Here is a 20,841-nt window from a genome sequence, read left to right on the forward strand (position 1 = left end):
GGCTTTGGGCCTGACCGCAATTAACACGAGTGGTCCCCTGGTCTCGCTCAACGCAGGACCCTGACCGGGGAGGTGGGCTAGAGCAATGGAGCCGACCGCCCCAGCCATGACGTGCCTCTTCTCAAACGTCATGCGGCTGATTGACGTGCGCGCGGCACGGGCGCCGGTCGGGCTGGAGCGGGGCGGAGACAGGAGCGCAGGCCCGGCCGGGGGCCGGGCCGCGCGGCGAGCGGATGCGAGCCGACTTGAACCAGTAGAGAAAGTTGTAACTCAGTACCTGGTGTGGGGCTTGAAGTCGTGTGCACAGGTGGGGAGTTCGAAACCTTGCCGGTGTGCCAGGGGTAGGAAGAGCACTGGTTGGGCCGTCCAAGTGATGCGTGTGCCGCTCTGGTTGATCGTGACCGTGCAGGATTCCGAGCACAGGAGAGCTCTTCTCGTTTCGATGCGGCCCTCGTAGAGCCAGTCCCAGGCTTCGTCGGAGGCTCTGGAGTCCAGTGCTGGTGTGATGGTGCGCAGTGCGATCGCTATCCAGCGGTCTGCCTGTCCGGCCGAGTGGGCGTCGAAGGAGCCGCGGAGGGTCGGCTGTTGCGCCTCGGTGAGGTCTTCGGTCCAGCACTCGCACCAGAAGCCGCGGATGTATCCGTTCACGGGGTCGCTCCCGGCGGGTAGGCCACGAGGGCGTAGCGCGTGTTCTCGTCGTGCAGGGCGAGTTGGTAGGCCGTGCCTGTGGTCAGGTAGGCGAGGGCTCGTTCGTGTTCGGTCTCGTCCCTGAGCCAGTAGCGGCCCGACTGGGCGTACGCCATGTCGAGTTGGTCCGTGACGTTCCTCGTGCGCTCTCGGAGCCATCGCAGCGCCAGGCGTGGGCTCGTCGCCTCGTGTGATCCCAGGGGGATGGAGCTGGTCTCGTGCAGTGGATAGGCCGTGGCCCAGCAGCGGTACGTGCCGCCCTGTCCTTCCGCGGCTAAGTCCTCGGGAGTGGGTGACGTCAGCACGGGTGGCCTCCCGGGCGGACGCTCGTGAAGAGTTCCGCTGTGACCGTGTGGCCGGCCTGGTTGTCGTGGATCACGACTCGGTGGGCGATCGCGCTGACCATGCCGAGGCCTCGCCCGTGTGTGGCGTTCTGGTCGGCGTGCTCGGCCTTCGGCGCCGTCCCAGTGCCGCCGTCGTCGGTGACCGACAGAGCAACCACCTGAGAAGAGACCGCGAGTGCCAGATGGAAGCTGCCCGACTGCTGTCCGCTGGTGGTGTGGAGGATCGCGTTCGCGCTCAGCTCGCTCACGATCAGTTCGGCGTCCTCGGCCAACGGTGAGCCGCGCAGGATGTCGCGGGTCCAGCGGCGGGCCCTGCTGACCTCTTCGGGGAAACCTGGGCAAGTGAGTCCCCAGACCCGCGCAGTGCTCGTATACTCGTGCATACAAGTTCCTTCGTGCTGGTAGGCCGCCATGTGCAGCGGGTTCGGGCTAGACGAGTTTCACGCCGTCGTGGGCGCGGATGGCCGGCGGGGACGCCGCGTCGAGTGCGTCAAGGACGCGGATCGCGTACGCCTCGTCGGCGAGTTCGGTGACTTCTTCGCGGGTGGCCCAGCGCAGTGCGTAGGTCTCGTCCCCGGTGGTGGGTGTGCCGTCGGCGGCCTCGCAGCGGAAGACCAGAGAGACGATCAGGCCCGTCATGTTCTTGTAGACGCCGGTGAGTGTGGCGGGAAGCGCGATCTTGATTCCGGTTTCTTCGAGGACTTCGCGCTGGAGGGCCTCGGGGAGAGTTTCCTCCCGCTCGACGATGCCACCCGGGGGTTCCCAGTGACCGTTGTCGCGACGCTTGATCAGCAGGGCTCGGCCCTGGTCGTCGACAATGACTCCGGCAACGCTCACGGAGTGCGGGCGGTCAGTGGTCACGTTCCTCGGCCTTCTCGGATGGCTAGGCTCTCCACCGTAGCAACAACACTCGCCCACTCGTCTAGATACCTAAAGGAGTACTCGTGACCTCACTCCCGACCAGTCTGCTTGGCGACCTGGACCCCACGAGCGATCGTGCGGTGTTCCGGCAGATCGCCGACCAGCTGCGCGAGGCCATCGACCGTGGGCGATTCAAGGAGGGCGAAAAGCTCCCCTCGGAAGCTGAGCTCGTTGAGCACTACGGAGTGTCCCGGATGACCGTCCGGAACTCCTTCTCCATCCTCCAGGGTGAGGGGCTCGTCCATGCCGAGCACGGGAAGGGCGTCTTCGTCCGACCACGGCCACCCGTGCGGCGGCTCGCCTCCGACCGGTTCGCCCGGCGCCACCGCGAACAGGGGAAGTCCGCGTTCATCGTCGAGGCCGACGCCGCCGGAAGTCACCCGCAGGTGGACAGCCTGGAGGTGAAGGAGGAGAAGGCCAGTCAGGACATCTCCACCCGGCTCGGCTCCGTACGGCGCGTGCTCGCCCGCCGGCGCCGGTATCTCCTCGACGGGCGTCCGGTCGAGTTCGCCACCTCGTACCTCCCGCTCGACATCGCCCGGGACACCCCGATCGCCGAGCCCAATCCCGGCCCGGGCGGCATCTATGCCCGTCTTGAGGAACTGGGTCATCGGCTCGACCACTTCGAGGAAGAGATCCGGGCCCGGATGCCCTCGCCGTCCGAGGTCAAGACGCTCCGGCTGGCCTCCGGCGTGCCCGTGATCCACCTGATCCGCACCGCGTACGACACAGAGGGGAGGGCCGTGGAGGTCTGCGACACGGTCATGGCGGCGGACGCGTACGTCCTGTCGTACCAGCTCCCGGCGACGTGATCGGCGTGAGGAGCGGGTGATCCGCGGTGGTGCGCGAGGCCGCTTCCCGGAACTCGTACACGCCAACAGGCATACTCGTATAGACGAGTGGGCAAGTTGCGTGGCAGGGTGGTCGTCGTTCCCGGAGATCGGGTTCGAAGGCTGCATCTTATATAGACGAGTAGATAGGAAGAACTCTTGCGCACCATCCGTGTGGAGACCTCGGCCGCAACGATCTTGCTGACCGAGGCACCCGAGCCCAAGGTCCGCGACCGGCAGACCGGCGAGATCGCCAAGGACATCAACAGCGGTGAGGCCCTGATGACGATCGGCGTCGTCTACATCGAGGAAGGGGAGTCGTCCCTGATCAAGGTCACGGTTCCGGAGAGCGGGGTGTCCGAGGGGCTCGCGCTCGGCGCTCCGGTCTCGCTGCCGGGGCTCGTGGCCCGGCCCTGGGAGAGCGTGTTCAACGGGCAGCAGCGGCACGGCATCGCCTACCGCTCCGCCGCCGTCACTCCGGCCGCGTTCCCGGCGGTCATGGGGGCCACGGCCTGATGACCGATCTGGCAACGCTTCTGGAGGTGGGTGGTCCCCTCGTCGCGCTCGGCGGCGGGGCTGCCTACACCCGGGCCAAGCACCCCGGGGTCTACTGGTCCACGGTCGGCCTCCCGATATCCACGGCCCGGCTGCTCAGCTCCTACAGCTCCGTCATGGAGGCCTGCGGCCTGACCGTGGCTCCCTCCCGGCTGCGGGTCCTGGCAGTCAAGGCCACCACCCGACGGGAGATACGCCCCGTGCCGCCTCGTCGGGGCATCATCCGGCCGACTTCGACCGGGTTACGGCTTCGTCTGCGGCTCGCTCCCGGGCAGGAACCCGCCGACGTCGCCGCCTCGGCCGAACGGCTGCGGCATGCCTGGGGCGTTCACGCCGTATACGTCACGACCGTCAAGCCCGGTGTGGTCGAACTGCGGCTCGTCGGCTTCGACGTGCTGCGGCGGGTCCGGATGCCGCGCAAGGTCGATGGCGGGTTCCTCAAGGTGCCGGTCGCGCTGCGGGAGGACGCGACTCCCTTCGTGCGGGACTACCGGACCGTGCCTCATCAAGTGACCCTCGGTGCAACGCTGTCGGGAAAGTCCATGTACCTGCGGCATCTCGTCGCCGGACTCGCGCCGCAGCCCGTCGCCCTGGTCGGCATCGACTGCAAGCGCGGTGTGGAGCTGTCGCCGTTCGCGGCCCGGCTTTCGGCACTGGCCACCGACCCGGAACAGGCGGCCGAGCTGCTGCCGGTGCTCGTCAAGGAAATGGAGGACCGATACGACCTGATCAAGGCCCGGCAGGGGATCGCGCCGGACGCCCCCGACGAGGAGATCACCTCGGACATCTGGGGCCTGCCCGAGCACGAACGCCCCGTACCCATCGTGCTGTTCGTCGACGAGGTGGCCGAACTCTTCCTCGTCGCCACCCGCAAGGACGAGGACCGGCGCGACGAGATGGTCACCCAGCTCATCCGCCTCGCCCAGCTCGGCCGCGCCGCCGGCATCTATCTGGAGGTCTGCGGGCAGCGCTTCGGCGCCGAACTGGGCAAGGGGGCGACCATGCTCCGGGCCCAGCTCACCGGCCGTGTCTGCCACCGCGTCAACGACGAAGCCTCCGCCAAGATGGCGCTCGGCGACATCGCCCCCGAAGCCGTCTCCGCCGCGTGCGCCATCGCTCCCGAACGGCCTGGCCTGGCCGTGGCCGGTGACACCTCCGGCGGCTGGTCCCGCATCCGCACCCCGTATCTCTCCCTCGGCGATGCCGCCGAGATCTGCCGCGAGTCGGCCCACCTGGTGCCCGACCTGCCCGCGCTCAAGCGCTTCCGGCCCGACGTTCCCGTACGGCTCGTCGAGACGGCGACGGGCCCGGTACTCCAGCCGCGCCCCGTGGCCGACTGACACTCGCCCCCCTCCCCACCCCGGTCGGCGTGACTGCCTCGCGCCAACTCCCTACCCCTGCCATGCCTGAATCCGGAAGGAGCCGCAGCATGCGCGCCCAACTGGCCCGTATCGACGCGGTACTCGTACAGGCCCTCATCGCCGCCGCGCTGTCCTTCGCCCACCTGCACGACGTCGCCTCGGCGGCCGGTCAGGACGGATGGAAGGCCTGGGCGTATCCCGTCTCGGTCGACCTGCTGCTCGTCGCCGCCTGGCGCCGACTGCGGACCGGCGACGCGAAAGCGGCTGGGTGGTGCTGGTTCGTCATCGCGCTCACCGCGTCCCTCGGGGCCAACGTCGCTACCGCCGGGCTCCTCGACCTAGAGCAGGTGCCGGCATGGCTGCGCATCCTCGTCGCGGGCTGGCCCGCGGTTGCCTTCCTCGGCGGAACACTTCTCGCCCACTCGACCCCGGCTCCGCACGAGGACACCGAGGACCGGCAGGACCAGGAGGACGCGCCTGATCCTGCCCCGGAGCTCCCTGCGCAACCGGCTCCCGAGCCGACCCCCGCTCCGCCTGCCGTGACTGTCCCGGCTGCCCTGGTCGAACACGCCCGCAAGGTCGCCGCCGAACACCACACCCGCACTGGAACGGTCATCGACACCCCGACCCTCCGCGCCCGGCTCGGCGTCCCCGCACCCATGGCCGAAGCCATCGCCGCCCACCTCTGAAAGGAGTCCCACATGTCCCCTGACCGGCGCTTCCGTGACGTCACCCGCATCGGCCCCGTCCGGGTCGGTACGTCGTACGACAACCGGGGCCGTGAGAAGCACACCGCCGCCTGCACCGCCCCGCGCTGCGGCTTCTCCGCCGACTACGACAGCCGCGCCGCAGCCGAACTCGCCGCCCGCACCCACCGCTGCCCCGTCCGCTGAAAGGACCCGCACCACGTGACCGTCAGCCTCCCCCTCGTCGTCGTCCTCGGCTTCATCGCCTGGGGAGCGGTCAAGTTCCTCGGCGTCCGTACCTGGATCGTCGTCGTGATCGCCCTGTTCGGCTTCCTGCTCTCGCGCACCTTCATGGCCCCCGCCATCGACTCCGGCACGCGTTCCGGGGTGGGCATTGTCAACGGCTCACATGACTAGACGAGTAGATAAGGAGACTTCGCTGTGTTCCTGCCCAAGTACCCCGACAACCCGACCCCGCCGCCCGCACACACCCACGCCCCGGCCGATCCGGCACCCGTACGACGCACGCTCCCGCAGATCTCCATCAGTCCCGGAGCGGTCGCGGCCGTCCTCGTCGGCGGAGCCGTGCTGACCGCGCTCCTGGCCGCCGTCGCCGTCACGGCCATCTCGGTCGCCATCGCGGCCGTGGTCCTGCGCTCGATGCTTCGCGACCACCACCGGCGCTGAACGGCGCCTGATGCCCCGGGGCGGTTCGACACGGCCAAGCATCCACCGCCCCGGGGCTCATCCCTCCTGACCAGCGCAGCAAGCCAGCCAGAAGGAGAACGCCATCTTCACCCGCCCTACCCCGCCCCCACTGCCCGAACTCGCCAAGCTCGCCCAGCACGGCACCCTGCCCGGTATCCTCCGCCAGCTCTCCGGACTCGGCGGCTGCACCCACCCGATCCGCCTCGACGGCCACCGCACCGAGTACGACGTCGACACCCGTACCGGCGAGATCGGCAACGTCCTCCACCGCCTCGACTCTGCCGCCCTCCCGGCCGGTCATCTCCTGGTCCGCTGCAACAACCGACGTACGACCCGCTGCGCTGCCTGCGCGGAGGTCTACCGCCGAGACACCTTCCACCTGATCACCTCCGGCCTGCGGGGTGGCAAGGGCGTCCCGGAACGCGTCGCCGCCCACCCTCGCGTCTTCGCCACCTTCACCGCGCCCAGCTTCGGCCCCGTCCACAACCGCCCCTCCGGCCCGGCCGGTTCAGTCCGCCGCTGCCGCTGCGGCGTCCGCCACGACCAGGACGACGCCGCGCTCGGTACTCCGCTCAACCCAGACACCTACGACTACGACGCGGCCGTCCTCTGGAACGCGCACGCCGGTCCGCTGTGGCGCCGCTTCTCCACCTACCTCCGCCGGGAGGTCGCCAAGCGAGCCGGACTCTCACAACGCGCATTCCGCCAGTACGCCCGGGTCTCCTTCGCCAAGGTCGCCGAATACCAGAAGCGCGGCGCCGTCCACTTCCACGCCGTCATCCGCATTGACGGCCCCGAGGGCGGCGACACCCCGCCCCCGGTCTGGGCCACCGCCGAGCTGCTCACCGACGCCATACGCGCCGCCGCTGCCCACGTCCGCGTGGACGGCCCGGTCATCGACGGACGCGTCCACTCCTTCACCTTCGGCCGTCAGATCGACGTCCGTACCATCCGATCCGCCGACTTCGACGGCGACCAGGAACTGACCGAACGGGCCGTCGCCTCCTACATCGCCAAGTACGCCACCAAGGGCGCCGAGACCGCCACGGGAGCTCTCGACCGCCCGCTGAAGTTCCTCGCCGAACTCGCCCAGCTCGACATCACCGACCACGCCCGCCGGATGATCCGCACCGCCTGGACCCTCGGCGCCCGCAAGGAACTGGAAGACCTCCGGCTCCGCGCCTGGGCACACATGCTCGGCTTCCGCGGCCACTTCTCCACCAAATCCCGCCGCTACTCCACCACCCTCGGCGCACTCCGCACCGCCCGCGCCGAATGGCGCCGCGCCCAAGCCGCAGCAGCCACCGAGGGCGAGACCGAAATGACGACCCTCGTTCTCTCGCACTGGGTGTTCGCCGGTACCGGCCTCAGCAGTGCCGAAGCCTGGCTTGCCGCATCCCTAGACCCCGCCCCCGGCACGGAAGGAGAACCGACGTGGACCCGCGTCGCGACGAGCTGATGACCGTTCGCCAAGTCTTGGATGAGCTGGGCGGCGTCTCTCGCCGGACGTTCTACCGCTGGCGTGAGTTGGGATACGGGCCGGCCGCGTTCAAGCTGCCCAACGGGGAGCTCCGAGTGTGGCGGAGTGACTTCACCACGTGGCTGCGACAGCTGGAGGCCGCAGCGTGAAGTCTCTCGACGTGAAGGTCTGGGCTGTGCGCAAGCGCGATACCAAAACGCCCTCATACGGCGTCCGCTGGTCCGTGGCGGGCAACGTCTTCTCCGACTCCTTCCGCACCAAGGCGCTTGCCGATCACTACCGCACGAAGCTCATGCGCGCGATGCGCGACGGAGAGGAGTTCGATAAGGAGTCCGGCCTCCCGGCCTCGATGGAACAGAAGAAGTCGGCCGTCTCTTGGTACGACTTCGCCCTCAAGTACCTGGCGATGAAGTGGCCGCATGCCGCCCCCAATACGCGGGACGGCATCAACGAATCGCTCACCAGCGTGACCGTGGAGCTCCTCGACGAGCGGCCTGGACGGCCGTCCGACCAGGCCATCCGTAAAGCGCTTCGCAACTGGGCCTTCGTGTTGCCGGGGCCTGATGACCGAGAGGTCCCGGACGATGTGCGGAACGTCCTGCACTGGGTGTCGAAGGCGTCGCGGCCGCTTGCCGATCTCGCTGAGCCAGCCACGGCCCGTGGCGTGCTGGACTCGCTGAAGCTCAAGCTCGACGGCACGGCCGCGGCAGCTGAGACCGTGCGGCGTAAGCGGCGGACGCTCGTCAACGCTGCAAATTATGCCGTTGACCTGGGGGAGCTGCGGGAGAACCCGATCACGGCCGTCCGCTGGCAGAAGCCGAAGGTGTCCAACCAGGTCGATCCCCGGGTTGTCGCCAACCCGGAGCAGGCTCGCAATCTCCTGGCGGCCGTTTCCTACGTGGGTGGTTACCGGCGTGCTCGTGGCCGGCGCCTCGTGGGTCTGTTCGCGGCCATGTACTTCGGCGGGCTCCGGCCGGCTGAGGCGGTCGGCCTCGCTGAGACGGATCTAGGCCTTCCCGAGCAAGGCTGGGGATCGGCTTTGGGTGTAGTTCCTTTCGAGGGATAGCTGAGCTGGGAAGACGCTGATTGGGGTGTGGTCGGTGCCGTCGTGCTTCTACCGTGGCGGGGTGGAGGTGGGGCGCCATGGTGTCGTTGCCGGAAGAGCTTCAGGCGCGGGAGGCCGCGGCTCGACAGCGGGTGGAGGAACTCCAGGCTGAAGCGGCGGAGTTGGCCGTCCGGTTGGAGAGGGCCCGGGAGGATCTGTCGCGGTTGGAGATCACGCGGGAGACCGTCGCGCAGGTGCTGGCGGACTTGTCGGCCGCGGAGGCAGCGCCGGACGGGCCGGCGCACGATGTGCCGGAGTCCGAGGAGACGTCGGCACCTCACGGCATCGGGGTGATGGCGGTGCCGCCGTGGCGGGAGGGCCTGGTCGCTCAGGTGTTGCCGGACGTGTACCGGGACATCGTGGAGATTGTCGCTGATGCTCCAGGTCCACTGCAGGCCAAGCAGATCGTGCCGCGGATCGGGCTGGAGGCCACGACAGCAAAGATCGAGGGGACACGGGGGAAGCTGAAGCGTCTGGTGGAGCGGGGCTGGCTGGACGAGGACGCGCCGGGACGGTTTACCCTCGCCCGCCATGGGCCGGACGCCGACCGGGTCAACTCCCAGTGACCAAGGGGCTCTTCTCCGTAGATTCGAAGGTGCCAACCAAACGAATCGCAGAAGAGCAGAAGAAGAGCCCCAGATGGAACAGTACGACGCCTTATCCGAGCCTGATCCGTACGTCGCCTCCCGTGATGCCTTCGAATGCCTCGTCTCGACGCTGGCCGGTGCCCCGGCGCGGAGTATGGCCCACGACGAGCTGGAGCTGCTGCTTGAGCGGCAGGGACGCGAGCTGTTGCGGCAGTTGATACAGGATCACCTCGATATGCGGGCGAGGAACGAAGAGGACGCGGTGCGCACGGGCGGAGGGCAGCCGGTGGTGCGTGGGCCGGAAGGACAGGAGCGGACCTGGCGGGAGAAGGGCCATCGTCGCTGGCTGACCTGCGTGTTCGGGCCGGTGCGGGTGACCAGGATCGCTTATCGCGGCCGCGGCGTGTCCAACGTGCACCCGGCGGATGCGGACCTGTCGCTGCCCGCCGGCCGGCACTCCCGCGGTCTGGCCCGGCTCGCGGTCCTGGAAGCGGTCCGCGGCTCGTTCGACCAGGCCGCCGCTGCGATCGAGCGACGGTGCGGAAGAGTGCTCGGCAAGCGCCGCCTCGAAGAACTGGTGGTCGCCGCGGCCGTCGACATCGCCGCCTACTACACGGTGAAGATCCCCACCCCGTGCACCCGCGAGATGCCGCTGGTCATCCAGGTTGACGGCAAAGGCGTGGTGATGCGCCCCGAAGCACTGCGCGAGGCCACCCGCCGGGCCGCGGCCCAAAGCGCGGCGGCCGGGCGGCGCGGGCGCTTGGCCCCGGGTGAGAAACCCAACCGCAAGCGCATGGCGACGGTGGCCTGCGTCTTCGACACCGCGCCCGCCCCGCGTCGGCCACACGACATCGTCCATCCACCCGGCGGCCGCAGCGAGACCCGGCAGCCGAGGCCAGGTCCGAAAGCAGAGCGGAAATGGTGCACCGCCTCGGTGATCCGCCCTCCGGAACAGGTCGTCTCCGACGCCTTCGCCCAGGCCGAGGCCCGCGACCCGCAGCATCTGCGGGACTGGATCGTGCTCGTCGACGGCGCCCGCCACCAACTCGACCTGATCCACACCGAAGCCGCCCGCCGCGGCATCCGTCTGAACGTCCTGCTCGACTTCGTGCACGTCGCCGAATACTGCTGGACGGCCGCGCACGCCTTTCATCCACCCGGCAGCCGCGAGGCCGAAACCTGGGCCGCGGACAAACTCACCGCGATCCTCGCCGGACACGCCGACCGCGCCGCGACCGAGATGACCGCGCAGGCCGCAGCCGAACAGCTTCCCGCCGCCCGCCGCGACGCAGTCACCACCTGCCACCGCTACCTCACCGGCCACCTCGACCAGCTCCACTACGACACCGCCCTCACAGCCGGCTGGCCGATCGCCACCGGCGCCGTCGAAGGCGCCTGCCGCCACCTGATCGCCGACCGCCTCGACATCACCGGCGCCCGCTGGGGACTCAACGGCGCCGAAGCCGTCCTCCAACTCCGCGCACTGATCACGAACAACGACTTCGAGGACTACTGGAACTTCCACTCGGCCCGCGAACATCAACGTCTCTACCCCAGCCCTGACCAGCGGAACTACAGCCTCACCGCTTGATCCCGACCGTCACTTCAGAGGATCCGCACCCATCGGCTTTGCTCCATCGGACTCGTCCGTCGGTCGGCAAGCAGTGGACCGAATCGGGGGAGACCCACGACGACCGCGGGCTCAAGAATCGACCGATCGAGGACGTCAGGCGGGTGCCTATCCCGCCTCACCTCGTAGCCGTGTTCCGCGAGCACCTGGCCACTTTCGGCACGGCGGATGACGGGCGGCTTTTCTTCAGCGAGAAGGGCTCGGTCGTCCCGTCCTCCACCTACTACCGGGTCTGGCAGGAGGCTCGGCTCCTGGCTCTCCCGCCGGCCGCCGCGGCCTCGCCGCTCGCAAGTCGTCCGTACGACCTTCGGCACTCGGCGCTGTCGACGTGGCTCAACGCTGGCGTCGACCCCACCGAGGTCGCCGAGCGTGCTGGCAACAGCGTTGAGGTCCTGCTGACCCGCTACGCGAAGTGCCTTGATGGGCGGCAGGACGTAGCCAACCGGCGTATCGAGGACCTGCTTCGCGAATACGAGTGATCGCATGGGACCTGGGACTCATACTTCCGGCGTGGACAAATCCGAAGATGGCCGAGAGCTCGCCCCTGAATGGGTGGAGGTCGGCAACAACGCATGTGGTGTCCTGCGCGGTTGCCGGGATGCCTCTGAGGTAGCCCAGCACTTCGTGCGCGCCGGATGGCGTTCGAGGTCGTCTTCCTGGCACGGCTACGAAGTGGAAACCAGCTGGTGTCAGCTGGAGATCGACCCGATCGACGGTCCAGACATTCTGCTGAACGGTGTCGTAGACCCACAGCGTTTTGACGAGCTCGGCGGAGTACTCCAGGGCCTCGGGTTGAGCTACTCCCTGGAGCTCTACGAGGGAGACGAGACCCTGGTTCGGGAGATCCAAGTGTGATCACTGTGCACACGTGCGAGGCCCCTGGCATCTTGGCCAGGGGCCTCGCCTTTTGAGTGGTCCTTCAGTTTGCCCTGGGGGCCTGAACTCCCTCTGCGGCGAGTAGCCGCTCCAGGTGTTTGCGCGAGCTGTCGAGCGTATTGAGCATCTGTGTACGAGCTTGGTCGAAATTCGGGTCGACCTCGACGCCGAGATCATGTCGCAGTGTGACCCTCAACAGGTACACGCCATCGGACAGCGGACGGCTGAACCATGTCTTTGCCCGCTCGTATGCCCCGTCAAGGTCGGAGCTGATCGGTAGCTGCTTGACGACTGAGTACCCGACGCCGAGCGCCCTGTTCAGGGTCGAAGCCACTTCCAGAACGTCCTTCGACAGCGCCATCTGCGCCTGTGAGTAATGGTCGCCCCAAGCGTCCTTGGCGGCGTCAAGTGCTGCCAGCTCGCTGCTTTCACCGCGCTCGGCTGCTCGGACGGCGTCTCGGGCGGCGACCCGGTAGGCGCGAGCCGCAGTGTTCAGCTGGGCATAGAGATCGCGCTTGGCTTGCAGCGCTTGATCAGTGCGCTCCTGTGCCCGTTCACGGTCGGTGCGCTGGTTCTGCTCCGCGGCTTGGTCACGACTGGCGCGCTGGCTGAGCACCGCTCCGCCCAGAGTCCCGCCCAGCGTTCCCCCGACGCTAATCAGCGCGACGGCAAGCGTGGTCACGTCCACGAGATCCCCCAACTCGTCCATGGAACTGCTCGTGCGGCAGTCTGCTCGACTTTGGGGTGTCACCTGCGGGAATGCTCCAAGATCCCGTCCACGTCTCGTCCACAGACCCCGACATAGAGCCGCCTCGGGCTGCATCTGCCTGCACATACGCGAAGACCCCGGCCTCAGCGTTTCCGCTGGTGACGGGGTCTTTGGGCACCTCATACAGGGTGCCCCCGGCAGGATTCGAACCTGCGCACACGGCTCCGGAGGGCATGACTAGAGCGCCGCCGAAAGCTGCCTTGACCTGCACGTATGTCGGAGGCCGCCGACCTGATGCGGGATCTCTATCGCATACCGTGCGCAGAGTCTTGGAGTTGGTCGACTGTGGGAGTGCCCGTGATGTGGCCGTGCGCACCACGACCCTTCGTCCCGAAGCAACCTTGGTCGCCGTCGGGGCAGGGGGGAGCGCAGCGCTGACCTGCGCCGACCTTCCCTGGACATGCGCGGCCGTTGCCACGCAGATAGACGCTCAACTCTGAGCGCATCGGACGTCTGTGGGCGCGGGCGTCCCACCCGCGCATGGGCCCCAGAGATCTCGCAGTTGGAGCCGTGTCACCGTCCTTGCTGCCGCTAAAATGCGGCTATCAGCCAGTGTGGGCGACGAAGCCAACTGTGAGAACGGGGACTCCTCGTGGCCGGTGTCAAGCTTTTCAAGATCCGCAAGCTCGGCGCAGGAGGACAAGGAGAGGTATGGCTTGCTCGCGAAGGCCAGACACAGGAGATCGTCGTTCTAAAGCGCCCGCTGGATACCCTCGACGTCAGCGAGGGCAGCGCCGATCGCGCAAGATTCGAGCGCGAAGTTCGAATACAGTCGACTCTCCGTCATGACGGCATTATGCCGATCCTGCGCATATATAAAAGCCCTACCGGTCCGCTCTTCACGATGCCCTACGCGGAAATGTCTCTGGAGCAGAAGCTTGCCAACGGACCGCTAACGGAGACGGAAAGCGTTGACATAATTCTTACGATTGCTGACGCTGTGGAGTTTGCGCACAGTGAAGGTGTTTTGCATCGTGATCTTAAGCCTGCCAATATTCTATTTTTGAACGGCAGGTGGGTTGTTTCCGACTTTGGCCTATGCAGAGACGTGAACTCCGATAGTGTCACCATTACCCAATCCAAGACCGTCGTTGGCAGTGTCGCCTACATGGCGCCTGAACAGTACGACGATGCGCACGAGGTAACTGAGAGTGCGGATATTCTGTCCATTGGGCGGATATTCTACCACTGCCTTACGGGTAAGGTCCCGTTTCCCTACTTTCGGCGGGAGCTGGTACCCGCAAGGTTTCGGTACCTGATAACCAGGTCTGTGGCTGACGAGCCCTCTGACAGGTATCAGACGGTGAGCGAGTTCCGACAAGAGCTTGAGCTGCTGGTTACTGGCGTACCTGATCTAACCCCGCCGATGGAGAGGGCGCGCGCCCTCAACGCGGAGTCTCTTGAGGGAGATTCGGAAGCCACACTCTCGCTGGCCAGGCTCCTGGTCGAGAAGGCGGACGACGAGGTTTTCTACAGAGACTTTGTTCCTGCCCTCTCCGTCGAAACACTGAGCGAGATTCAGAAGTGTGCGCCGCAGGAGTTTCGGCAAATAGTCTCTGCTTTCGATCAATTTTCCGAGGGTAGCCACCCGTTCAGCTACACTGACGCTATTGCGAAATTTTTCCGCAACGTGGCATTCGTTGCCTCTGATGATGACTATACGATTCGGCGGCTAGTGCTTCGCCGGATCCTCATAGTTGGGGCGAGTCACAATCGATTTTTCATTGGCGAGATGTTCGCTTCGATTGTCTCGAAAATGAAGGAAGCTGAGGACATCCTGTTGGTTGCGTCGCTTCTGCGTGAACACCAGGAAGAGGCGCGTTTTATGAGCTTCTACCTGCGCCAACACTCGCTGCCAACCGCAATCATGGCTGCCTTGCCTCCCGAATAGGATGCTCGACAGACGGGCGTGCGAGACTGCATGTCATAGGCCAGTTTGAGAGGGCGTGGAACCTACGTGACTGAAGGGGAGTTCTGAGTGCCACAAGCGAGCCCGAGAGGTACATACTTGCAGGTCTCTGAGTCGTTGCGTCGGCAGATCGAATCGGGCGACGACGAGGCCCAGTTGCCGTCGGAGGCCGCCCTCATGCGTTCGCATGGCGTATCCCGCAACACGATCCGTCGCGCGCTCAAGGCTCTCGAAGCCGACGGTCTTGTTGAGCCTGCCCCCGGGATCGGGTGGCGCGTCGCTCGGGGTGGCGATCGTCGGTCTCTTGCCGAGCGGATGACCGATGTGATCGCGGAGGACGCGCTCTCAGTGGGCGACACCTACCCGTCCGAAGCGAAATTGTGCGAGAGGTTCGGGGCCTCCCGTACGGCCGTGCGCCGTGTCCTTGCTCAGATGGAGGGAAATGGCCTGCTCGCCACCGTTCACGGCAAGGGGCGAACCGTGCGCGCTCTCCCGACGCCCACCGTCCGGCCGTAGTCTTGGCCGCCATGGGACTGACTGAGTGGGCGTACTCGCTCTCCGAATCGCTGCTGTCCGATCCGCTCCCGCGCCGGTGGGCGCACTCGCTGGGGGTCGCCAAACGCGCCCGCTCCTTGGGCCCAGTCATGGGCGACGATGCCGAGTTGCTGGAAGCCGCCGCGGTGTTGCATGACATCGGGTACTCGCCGGCCATCGCCACGACCGGCTTTCACCCGCTGGACGGCGCACGCTTCCTCCGGTACCAGGAAAAGGCAGACGAGCGGGTCGTTCGTCTCGTGGCTCACCACTCCTGCGCCCTGTTGGAAGCCGAGGAACGCGGACTGAGGCAGGAGCTGGAGGGGGAGTTCGAGCTAGAGCGTCCGGACCTGGTCGACGCCCTGCTGTTCTGCGACATGACCACGACGCCCGACGGGACGCAGACCACGTCGGCTGAGCGGCTGGACGAGATCGTGCAGCGGTACGGTCCGGACACGATCGTCGGGCGGTTCATTCAGCGCGCGGCCCCCGAGATCCATGCAGCCGCGAAGCGTGTTGAGGGCCGCTTGGCGGAGGTCTCTGCCGACGATCAGCCGATGTAGGGCTCTCGCCGCGAGTCGTCGAGACCGTGGCGGATGCGCAGCATCATCGACGGGTGGATGTCCAATCCGTCAAGGTCCGCTGGGTTAACCCAGCGGACCTCTTTTGACTCGCTGCTCGTACGCAAGGAGCCCCCGATGGGGTGGGCTCGGAAGCAGATGGAGAACTGTTGCCGGACCTCTCCGTCGTCGTACGCCAGCACGTGTTCGGGGTCGGTGTAGAGCCCTATGATGCTGTCGACCTCAACGTCAATGCCGGTCTCTTCCGCGACCTCACGGACGACGGTGTCACCGATGCGCTCGCCGATGTCGTGGCCACCGCCCGGCAGTGCCCACAGATCGTTGTCCGTCTTGTGGATGAGCAGCAACCGCCCCCCGTCGTCTCGGACGACCGCAGTGACCGAGGGCACCACCGAGTTGGCCTGAGGGGCGTTCGGGTCGCGGAAGTAGTCGATACGGCTCATCAGGCAGTGCCTTCCCAATCGGCAGGTGAAGAGATCGGGCGGGCGGATTCCCAGACCTTCTCAACGCTCTCAGCGTAGGCGTCGAAGAGTTCACCGCCGGGCACGCGTTGCAGGTGCAGCACGGGGGCCATGTAGGCGCCGACGCCGTAGAGGTGTCCGTTCGCCAGCATCTCGTCATCGGCCCGGTAGATCGAGTTGTAGAGGGTCGTACTGTGCAGCCGGAACTCCACTCCGGGGAGACCGAAGAGCGGGCTGTAGTTGATGAGGGCGTTCCGGATCTTGCCTGCCATCGCCGCGCCGATCCCTTCGTCCTCGCCCCGCACTGCCACGGCTGGCGACGTGGGCTCTCCCAGGATGAAGCGGATGGGCACTCCGTCCGCTGACTTCTCTTTCACGATGCGGTGGAACGACGCGTCTTCCGTGAGCCAGAACCCGGAGTACACCAACAGGTCAAACTGACGCGTCGCCTTGGAGTAGAGGTTCGTCCAGAGGGTTTGCATCACGACGGACCGGTGCGGATAGAGCCTAACCAACTCCGCATTGCCGGCGGCCGCGACCTCAGCTGACGTGCGCTCGTCCGGCCACAGGTACGACACTTCGCACTTCAACAGCGAGGCCGTTGCGAACTGGAAGCGGCGATATGGCTTGCGCTCAGGTTCGTTGATCCATCGTTCGACCGTCTTGGCCGCGACCCCGAGTCGTTCGGCGACCTCATCGAGCGTCAGGCCCAAGTCCACTATCGCGCCGCGCAGTCGCTCGTTCGCCATGCCAACCTCCGCCTTCCTGGGACGACTTGGTTCGACTTCACGGTAGCTAAGAACGACCTGAGCCGCGCAACCGCGAAGTCGAACGTCGTCGCTGTCGACGCCAGTCTGTAGGTACATCGAGCGCGAGGGACTCCCAGACCTCCAACAGCCGAAGGGCTTGACGGGGTGAACCTCTCTCTGCAAGATGAGGAACACGTAATACATGTTCCTCTCGTTCGGGTCGTGTCAGCGCCCCGAACGAGTGCACGACCAGGAGCCCCGCATCGGACGGGGGGAGGCGACCCGGCGCCTTGGCATTAACCGGAGGGCTTAGACCGCAAGGTCACGTCTCCATACGCCTACTTCGAGGCCGGACAGCTCTACCTGACACGGGAGCGCGGTCGCGATGAAGGAGACAACGCACCACCTCATCTCACCGCCGCGCTCTCGCGCGGCGGCCGGTTGCCTCCGCTGCTCGTCTCGTACGAGCAGCGCTGAGGGGAGCCGGGATCGTCTCGGACATCTGACCCCGCCGCTCCGCCCTGCGAGGCGGTCGCCTCTCGCCAAGGACCGCGACCGCATCGGCTTCAAGTCCCTCGACACCAGGAGAAGATCCGTGAATCAGCGCGACCTCGACAACATCGCCCACCGCATCGGTTCGGCCGCCATGGAGTTCGCCCCCGGTCACCGGCCGACGGCCGCTCAGGTGGCCGATGCCGCTTCGATCCTGCACGGCATGCTTCAGGCGGCCGAGACCTACGGCGTGACGTTCGCGGACTTCGACGCCGTTGCCCACTTCGCCCGGCTGGCCATTCAGCTCGTTCAGGCCCGCGACGAGAGCCGGTGACCGCCGTGAATGCCGCCACCTTCGCCGCCGCGTTCGTCGCCCTGTACGTCGCCCACAGCGTGGGCGACCACTGGGTGCAGACCTCTCACCAGTCTGCGCACAAGGGCCGCCCCGGCTGGGCCGGCCGCCTCGCCGGCGCTCGGCACGTCGCCACCCTGACCGCGACCAAGGTCGCGGTTCTGCTGCCGGTTGTCTGGCTGCTGGACCTGCGCCTGTCGGTGCTCGGCATCGTCGTCGGGCTCGGCATCGACGCGGTCACGCACTGGTGGGCGGACCGTCGCACCACGCTGGCGTGGCTGGCCAAGGTGACCGGCAAGGGGGAGTTCTACCGGCTTGGTGCCCCGCGCGCCGGCATGGGCGACAACCCGCACATCGGGACCGGCGCGTACGCGCTTGACCAGTCCTTCCATCACCTGTGGCTGCTGGTCGCCGCGCTCATCATCGCCACGGTCTGACCCTCCCCGCTTCCCGCACCACCCCGCCCGCGTCTGCGGTGTGGGTCTCGTCTTCCGGGGCGGTCGCTTCTCGCCAAAGACCGCGACCGTCCCGGCGTCCCTTCGATGTCAGGAGAACTGCCATGCGTACGTACATTGGCCGCCAACAGGCCATCTCTGCCGAAGACTTCGCGGAACTTGCCCTCGGTACCCCGGTTGAGCTGTGGCTCGGGGTCGAGGGCGAGACGGACGAGGAGCGCGCGGCTCGCGAGGACGCGGCGCGCGACATCCTCGCCGACAACCCGAACTTTCCCGATGACCTGGTCCGCATCGCGGCGCAGGTCATCGAGGAGAACCCGGACCTGTTCGACGTCGTCCCCCTGGTCCGCCCCGCCCGTCGGCGCACGGCACGCAAGGGGGTTGCGGCATGAGTGAGCTGCTGTTCGCCGCCGTGGCCGGAGTGCCGATGGCGGCCGGATGGTCCCTGCACGCGCTGCGCCTGCGCCACCGCGTCGAGGCCGCCCGCCGTGACCCGCTCACCGGCCTGTTGACCCGGGACGCGTTCGCGGAGCGTGCCGCGAAGGTGCTGGCGGGTGGCCGCAGCGCGGTCTATGTCATCGACCTCAACAAGTTCAAGGAGATCAATGACACCTACGGGCACGCGGCCGGAGACGCCATCATCGAGGCCACCGGCCGACGGCTGGCCGAGTGGGCAGCCGTCAACCTGGCCACGGTGGTCCGCCTCGGTGGCGACGAATTCGCCGCCGTCGCCCGGGTTTTGAGCCTCGCGGATCTGTCCTGGACGCTCAGCGAGCTGACCCGAGCCATCGAGCAGCCGGTGCCCGTCGACGGCCGCGCGCTCGCCGTGGGTGCCTCCATCGGTGCCGTCGCCTACGACCCGGCCACCGACGACGTGGACCTGTCCACGCTGCTGCGGTTGGCCGATGAGCAGATGTACGCGGCCAAGCGCTCCGGCGCCGACTGGTTGACCGCCCTGGACCTCACCCCGCAGGCAGGGACGGTCAACAACCGCCGCGCCGGTCGCCCAGGCACGTCCGGCGGAACGGAGGCCGCAGCATGACCACCACGACGACCACCCCCGAGACGCCCGCGTCCGGGGTGCCGCCGCTGACCCGCCCGGAGATGGGGCTTGCCGGAGTCGGCGCGCTCGCTGCTGCCGCGGTCGGCGCGCTGGGTCTGATTTCCTCCTTCGACGCGGTGTCCGCCGCTGCGGTGAGCTGGGGTTTCCACTCGCCGTGGATGCTGCCGGTCGGGATCGACGTGGCCATCCCCGTGTTCACCGTCGCCAACCTGCTGCTGATCCGCATGGATATGGCGCTCGCGTGGGTGCGGTTCGTGCCCTGGCTGCTGACGCTCATCACGTGCGGGCTGAACATCGCGGCCGGACACTCCCTGTCGGCCAAGGTCGCGCACGGCACCATGCCGCTGCTGTGGGTGGTCTTTTCCGAGATCGGCGCGCACATCTACGCCGTACGGATCGGCGCTGCCACCGGCCGACGGATGGAGAAAATCCGGTTCTCCCGCTGGCTGCTCGCCTTCCCCTCCACCTTCGCGCTGTGGCGCCGGATGACGCTGTGGGAGGTCACCTCCTACGCCGAGGCCCTGGCGCGCGAGAAGGAACGGCAGCTGGCCCGCGCCGACCTGCGCGAGCAGTACGGCCGCAAGTGGCGTTCCAAGACCCCGCGTCGCGAACGCGTGATGCTGCGCATGGGCGACCTCGCCCCCGCCACCGAAGAGACCACCCCCGCCCCGGCTGAGCCGCCGGCGCCTGCGGCCGACCCCAAGCCGCGCGCCCGCCGGCAGCCCGCCACCAAGGCCAAGGCGAAGGCACAGCGCACCTTCGAGGAGCTGCTGACCGAGACGCGCACGGTCACCGCGGAATGGACCGAGGCGGAGCTGACCGCAGACCGCATCCGCACCGCAGTGCACTGCTCCGCAACCAACGCCCGCACGCTGCGCGACGCGTTGAAGTCCGAGCGTTCCGAGCGTGCCGACGGCCGCCCGCTGCACTCCGTGGACGACGCGGAGGGCGAGCCGACCGAGGCTGAGGCCGCCTGATGCCCGCAGCATTCGCCAAGTGCTACGACCCGGCCGGCAGCCAGTACGGCATCCCCACCTACCCGTGGCGCTACGCCCCCGACGGGCTCGCCACGCGCCGCCAACTGCGCGCCCGCGGCTTACGTCCGGGCGGTCAGCCGATCGCGGCTCAGGTGCTGCGCCCGCGCTACCGCCGCGGCCCGCTGGTCGCCTACCTCTACCGCATCGACCGGGCCCAGCCCGTGCGGCCGATGACGCCCGGCAAGCGGGCCGCGCTCGCCAAGGCGATGTGCGCCCGCCGCACCTGCCCGCAGTGCCGCAACGACGCGGGATACGTCATCCCGACCTCGATCGGCATGTGCGTGCCCTGCGCCTTCCCCGACACCTCCACCCCCGCTCCCGTCCACGACACCCCGAGGAGGGGTTGAACATGGCCAAGCCCAACACCAGCCGCTTGGACCGCGAGATCCGGCAGACGGAACGCAAGCTCGAAGCGGTCCGCAAGGAAGAGATGTGGCCCCTCACCGGCCAGGAGCGGCGGGCGGTGATGCGGGCCCTTGTCGGCGGCTCGTACAAGGTCGTCCGAGGCAAGAGCACCGGCCGCGCGGAACGGAAGCTGGAGACGCTGTGGCAGTCGGTGCAGTCCCGACTCACCGCGGAGCTGACCGCGTTGCAGACCGAGCGGCAGCGGATCGTGAACGAGGCCGCCACCGCCAAGGCCGCGAAGAAGTCCTCGGGGTGGTGGTGAGA

29 protein-coding genes and 2 pseudogenes are annotated in these 20,841 nt (G+C 67.5%); 24 read left to right on the top strand and 7 right to left on the bottom strand.

Translation table 11 applies throughout. From position 1 onward, the window contains the following. Nucleotides 1–270 precede the first annotated feature (270 nt). Genes FNV62_RS33895 through FNV62_RS33910 form a run of 4 tightly spaced genes read right to left on the bottom strand, consistent with a single transcriptional unit; the run spans nt 271 to nt 1,868 of the window. Nucleotides 271–648 (bottom strand): hypothetical protein, encoded by a 378-nt coding sequence (locus FNV62_RS33895; protein WP_144315754.1) that lies wholly within the window; start codon nt 646–648, stop codon nt 271–273. After that, nucleotides 645–992, bottom strand: a complete 348-nt coding sequence (locus FNV62_RS33900) for a hypothetical protein (protein ID WP_144315755.1) — start codon at nt 990–992, stop codon at nt 645–647. The genes FNV62_RS33895 and FNV62_RS33900 overlap by 4 nt, the downstream gene beginning before the upstream one ends. Further along, nucleotides 986–1,414 carry an ATP-binding protein gene (locus FNV62_RS33905; RefSeq protein WP_144315756.1) on the bottom strand — a complete coding sequence of 143 codons (429 nt, stop codon included), beginning with the start codon at nt 1,412–1,414 and terminating at the stop codon, nt 986–988. The genes FNV62_RS33900 and FNV62_RS33905 overlap by 7 nt, the downstream gene beginning before the upstream one ends. Nucleotides 1,415–1,460: 46 nt before the next feature. Continuing rightward, entirely contained in the window at nt 1,461–1,868 is a 408-nt protein-coding gene (locus tag FNV62_RS33910) for an NUDIX hydrolase (RefSeq protein WP_037644753.1), read from the bottom strand. A gap of 107 nt (nt 1,869–1,975) precedes the next feature. On the opposite strand from FNV62_RS33910, the gene FNV62_RS33915 reads away from it, so the two are divergent. The 14 genes and pseudogenes from FNV62_RS33915 to FNV62_RS33980 all read left to right on the top strand — a co-directional run bounded on the left by FNV62_RS33915 (nt 1,976) and on the right by FNV62_RS33980 (nt 11,749). Then, nucleotides 1,976–2,764, top strand: a complete 789-nt coding sequence (locus FNV62_RS33915) for a GntR family transcriptional regulator (protein WP_010985167.1) — start codon at nt 1,976–1,978, stop codon at nt 2,762–2,764. 177 nt (nt 2,765–2,941) lie between these two features. Beyond that, complete coding sequence (locus tag FNV62_RS33920; RefSeq protein ID WP_144315757.1) at nt 2,942–3,298, top strand: hypothetical protein; 357 nt, start codon at nt 2,942–2,944, stop codon at nt 3,296–3,298. Further along, entirely contained in the window at nt 3,298–4,677 is a 1,380-nt protein-coding gene (locus FNV62_RS33925) for an FtsK/SpoIIIE domain-containing protein (protein WP_144315758.1), read from the top strand. Before FNV62_RS33920 ends, FNV62_RS33925 begins: the two co-directional genes overlap by 1 nt. Before the next feature lie 89 nt (nt 4,678–4,766). Further along, entirely contained in the window at nt 4,767–5,387 is a 621-nt protein-coding gene (locus tag FNV62_RS33930; RefSeq protein ID WP_144315759.1) for a DUF2637 domain-containing protein, read from the top strand. Nucleotides 5,388–5,399: 12 nt separating this feature from the next. Next, nucleotides 5,400–5,591, top strand: coding sequence for a mobile element transfer protein (locus FNV62_RS33935; RefSeq protein WP_144315760.1), 192 nt, complete (start codon nt 5,400–5,402; stop codon nt 5,589–5,591). Between the two features lie 15 nt (nt 5,592–5,606). Next, nucleotides 5,607–5,801, top strand: a complete 195-nt coding sequence (locus FNV62_RS33940) for a hypothetical protein (RefSeq protein ID WP_144315761.1) — start codon at nt 5,607–5,609, stop codon at nt 5,799–5,801. Between the two features lie 24 nt (nt 5,802–5,825). Continuing rightward, on the top strand, nt 5,826–6,071 hold the full coding sequence (locus FNV62_RS33945) for a SpdD protein (protein ID WP_144315762.1): 246 nt from the start codon (nt 5,826–5,828) through the stop codon (nt 6,069–6,071). A gap of 166 nt (nt 6,072–6,237) precedes the next feature. Continuing rightward, complete coding sequence (locus FNV62_RS33950; protein WP_144315763.1) at nt 6,238–7,551, top strand: replication initiator; 1,314 nt, start codon at nt 6,238–6,240, stop codon at nt 7,549–7,551. Then, on the top strand, nt 7,551–7,721 hold the full coding sequence (locus FNV62_RS33955; protein WP_060900682.1) for a helix-turn-helix transcriptional regulator: 171 nt from the start codon (nt 7,551–7,553) through the stop codon (nt 7,719–7,721). The genes FNV62_RS33950 and FNV62_RS33955 overlap by 1 nt, the downstream gene beginning before the upstream one ends. Beyond that, nucleotides 7,718–8,614 (top strand): annotated as a pseudogene (locus tag FNV62_RS33960) (site-specific integrase); the annotation flags it as partial. The gene FNV62_RS33955 and the pseudogene FNV62_RS33960, both read left to right, overlap by 4 nt. Nucleotides 8,615–8,715: 101 nt before the next feature. Next, nucleotides 8,716–9,243 carry a hypothetical protein gene (locus tag FNV62_RS33965; RefSeq protein ID WP_143600153.1) on the top strand — a complete coding sequence of 176 codons (528 nt, stop codon included), beginning with the start codon at nt 8,716–8,718 and terminating at the stop codon, nt 9,241–9,243. Nucleotides 9,244–9,316: 73 nt separating this feature from the next. Beyond that, complete coding sequence (locus tag FNV62_RS33970) at nt 9,317–10,855, top strand: ISKra4 family transposase (RefSeq protein ID WP_143600152.1); 1,539 nt, start codon at nt 9,317–9,319, stop codon at nt 10,853–10,855. Between the two features lie 32 nt (nt 10,856–10,887). Beyond that, nucleotides 10,888–11,373, top strand: a pseudogene (locus FNV62_RS33975) (site-specific integrase); the annotation flags it as partial. Between the two features lie 31 nt (nt 11,374–11,404). Further along, on the top strand, nt 11,405–11,749 hold the full coding sequence (locus FNV62_RS33980) for a hypothetical protein (protein ID WP_144315764.1): 345 nt from the start codon (nt 11,405–11,407) through the stop codon (nt 11,747–11,749). A gap of 64 nt (nt 11,750–11,813) precedes the next feature. Here FNV62_RS33980 and FNV62_RS33985 read toward each other — a convergent pair whose 3' ends face one another. Further along, nucleotides 11,814–12,479 carry a hypothetical protein gene (locus FNV62_RS33985; RefSeq protein WP_205523169.1) on the bottom strand — a complete coding sequence of 222 codons (666 nt, stop codon included), beginning with the start codon at nt 12,477–12,479 and terminating at the stop codon, nt 11,814–11,816. A gap of 652 nt (nt 12,480–13,131) precedes the next feature. On the opposite strand from FNV62_RS33985, the gene FNV62_RS33990 reads away from it, so the two are divergent. The 3 genes from FNV62_RS33990 (at nt 13,132) to FNV62_RS34000 (ending at nt 15,545) form a co-directional block, all read left to right on the top strand. Further along, nucleotides 13,132–14,430, top strand: a complete 1,299-nt coding sequence (locus FNV62_RS33990) for a serine/threonine-protein kinase (protein WP_144315765.1) — start codon at nt 13,132–13,134, stop codon at nt 14,428–14,430. A gap of 87 nt (nt 14,431–14,517) precedes the next feature. Then, on the top strand, nt 14,518–14,964 hold the full coding sequence (locus tag FNV62_RS33995) for a GntR family transcriptional regulator (protein WP_144315766.1): 447 nt from the start codon (nt 14,518–14,520) through the stop codon (nt 14,962–14,964). A gap of 11 nt (nt 14,965–14,975) precedes the next feature. Further along, entirely contained in the window at nt 14,976–15,545 is a 570-nt protein-coding gene (locus FNV62_RS34000; protein WP_205523170.1) for an HD domain-containing protein, read from the top strand. Here the strand turns inward: FNV62_RS34000 and FNV62_RS34005 are convergent. Further along, on the bottom strand, nt 15,533–16,006 hold the full coding sequence (locus tag FNV62_RS34005; protein ID WP_144315768.1) for an NUDIX domain-containing protein: 474 nt from the start codon (nt 16,004–16,006) through the stop codon (nt 15,533–15,535). The genes FNV62_RS34000 and FNV62_RS34005 overlap by 13 nt on opposite strands. Beyond that, nucleotides 16,006–16,773: a helix-turn-helix domain-containing protein gene (locus FNV62_RS34010; protein WP_144315769.1), complete on the bottom strand. Its 768-nt coding sequence runs from the start codon at nt 16,771–16,773 to the stop codon at nt 16,006–16,008. Before FNV62_RS34010 ends, FNV62_RS34005 begins: the two co-directional genes overlap by 1 nt. A 595-nt stretch (nt 16,774–17,368) precedes the next feature. On the opposite strand from FNV62_RS34010, the gene FNV62_RS34015 reads away from it, so the two are divergent. The 7 genes from FNV62_RS34015 to FNV62_RS34045 all read left to right on the top strand — a co-directional run bounded on the left by FNV62_RS34015 (nt 17,369) and on the right by FNV62_RS34045 (nt 20,839). After that, nucleotides 17,369–17,599: a hypothetical protein gene (locus tag FNV62_RS34015; protein WP_144315770.1), complete on the top strand. Its 231-nt coding sequence runs from the start codon at nt 17,369–17,371 to the stop codon at nt 17,597–17,599. Between the two features lie 5 nt (nt 17,600–17,604). Continuing rightward, nucleotides 17,605–18,054, top strand: coding sequence for a DUF3307 domain-containing protein (locus FNV62_RS34020; RefSeq protein WP_144316534.1), 450 nt, complete (start codon nt 17,605–17,607; stop codon nt 18,052–18,054). A 122-nt stretch (nt 18,055–18,176) separates the two neighbouring features. Beyond that, nucleotides 18,177–18,464: a hypothetical protein gene (locus FNV62_RS34025; protein ID WP_144315771.1), complete on the top strand. Its 288-nt coding sequence runs from the start codon at nt 18,177–18,179 to the stop codon at nt 18,462–18,464. After that, nucleotides 18,461–19,114: a GGDEF domain-containing protein gene (locus FNV62_RS34030; protein ID WP_144315772.1), complete on the top strand. Its 654-nt coding sequence runs from the start codon at nt 18,461–18,463 to the stop codon at nt 19,112–19,114. The genes FNV62_RS34025 and FNV62_RS34030 overlap by 4 nt, the downstream gene beginning before the upstream one ends. After that, entirely contained in the window at nt 19,111–20,112 is a 1,002-nt protein-coding gene (locus tag FNV62_RS34035; protein ID WP_144315773.1) for a DUF2637 domain-containing protein, read from the top strand. Before FNV62_RS34030 ends, FNV62_RS34035 begins: the two co-directional genes overlap by 4 nt. Further along, nucleotides 20,112–20,519 carry an RRQRL motif-containing zinc-binding protein gene (locus FNV62_RS34040; RefSeq protein WP_144315774.1) on the top strand — a complete coding sequence of 136 codons (408 nt, stop codon included), beginning with the start codon at nt 20,112–20,114 and terminating at the stop codon, nt 20,517–20,519. The genes FNV62_RS34035 and FNV62_RS34040 overlap by 1 nt, the downstream gene beginning before the upstream one ends. A gap of 2 nt (nt 20,520–20,521) precedes the next feature. After that, a complete protein-coding gene (locus FNV62_RS34045; RefSeq protein ID WP_144315775.1) occupies nt 20,522–20,839 on the top strand; it encodes a hypothetical protein in 318 nt (105 codons plus the stop codon). The last annotated feature ends 2 nt before the right edge of the window (nt 20,840–20,841 follow it).

The sequence above is a fragment of the Streptomyces sp. RLB3-17 genome (assembly GCF_007113425.2).
GTDB classification, from domain to species: Bacteria; Actinomycetota; Actinomycetes; order Streptomycetales; family Streptomycetaceae; genus Streptomyces; species Streptomyces mirabilis_D.

Bases quoted from the DNA above. Each gene is read 5' to 3' on its own strand.
- FNV62_RS34025 (WP_144315771.1), top strand. From the start codon at position 18,177: ATGCGTACGTACATTGGCCGCCAACAGGCCATCTCTGCCGAAGACTTC.
- FNV62_RS34045 (WP_144315775.1), top strand. From the start codon at position 20,522: ATGGCCAAGCCCAACACCAGCCGCTTGGACCGCGAGATCCGGCAGACG.
- FNV62_RS33930 (WP_144315759.1), top strand. From the start codon at position 4,767: ATGCGCGCCCAACTGGCCCGTATCGACGCGGTACTCGTACAGGCCCTC.
- FNV62_RS33970 (WP_143600152.1), top strand. From the start codon at position 9,317: ATGGAACAGTACGACGCCTTATCCGAGCCTGATCCGTACGTCGCCTCC.
- FNV62_RS34000 (WP_205523170.1), top strand. From the start codon at position 14,976: ATGGGACTGACTGAGTGGGCGTACTCGCTCTCCGAATCGCTGCTGTCC.
- FNV62_RS34040 (WP_144315774.1), top strand. From the start codon at position 20,112: ATGCCCGCAGCATTCGCCAAGTGCTACGACCCGGCCGGCAGCCAGTAC.
- FNV62_RS33925 (WP_144315758.1), top strand. From the start codon at position 3,298: ATGACCGATCTGGCAACGCTTCTGGAGGTGGGTGGTCCCCTCGTCGCG.
- FNV62_RS33955 (WP_060900682.1), top strand. From the start codon at position 7,551: ATGACCGTTCGCCAAGTCTTGGATGAGCTGGGCGGCGTCTCTCGCCGG.
- FNV62_RS34010 (WP_144315769.1), bottom strand. From the start codon at position 16,773: ATGGCGAACGAGCGACTGCGCGGCGCGATAGTGGACTTGGGCCTGACG.
- FNV62_RS33985 (WP_205523169.1), bottom strand. From the start codon at position 12,479: ATGGACGAGTTGGGGGATCTCGTGGACGTGACCACGCTTGCCGTCGCG.
- FNV62_RS33965 (WP_143600153.1), top strand. From the start codon at position 8,716: ATGGTGTCGTTGCCGGAAGAGCTTCAGGCGCGGGAGGCCGCGGCTCGA.
- FNV62_RS34030 (WP_144315772.1), top strand. From the start codon at position 18,461: ATGAGTGAGCTGCTGTTCGCCGCCGTGGCCGGAGTGCCGATGGCGGCC.
- FNV62_RS34005 (WP_144315768.1), bottom strand. From the start codon at position 16,006: ATGAGCCGTATCGACTACTTCCGCGACCCGAACGCCCCTCAGGCCAAC.
- FNV62_RS34035 (WP_144315773.1), top strand. From the start codon at position 19,111: ATGACCACCACGACGACCACCCCCGAGACGCCCGCGTCCGGGGTGCCG.
- FNV62_RS33935 (WP_144315760.1), top strand. From the start codon at position 5,400: ATGTCCCCTGACCGGCGCTTCCGTGACGTCACCCGCATCGGCCCCGTC.
- FNV62_RS33905 (WP_144315756.1), bottom strand. From the start codon at position 1,414: ATGCACGAGTATACGAGCACTGCGCGGGTCTGGGGACTCACTTGCCCA.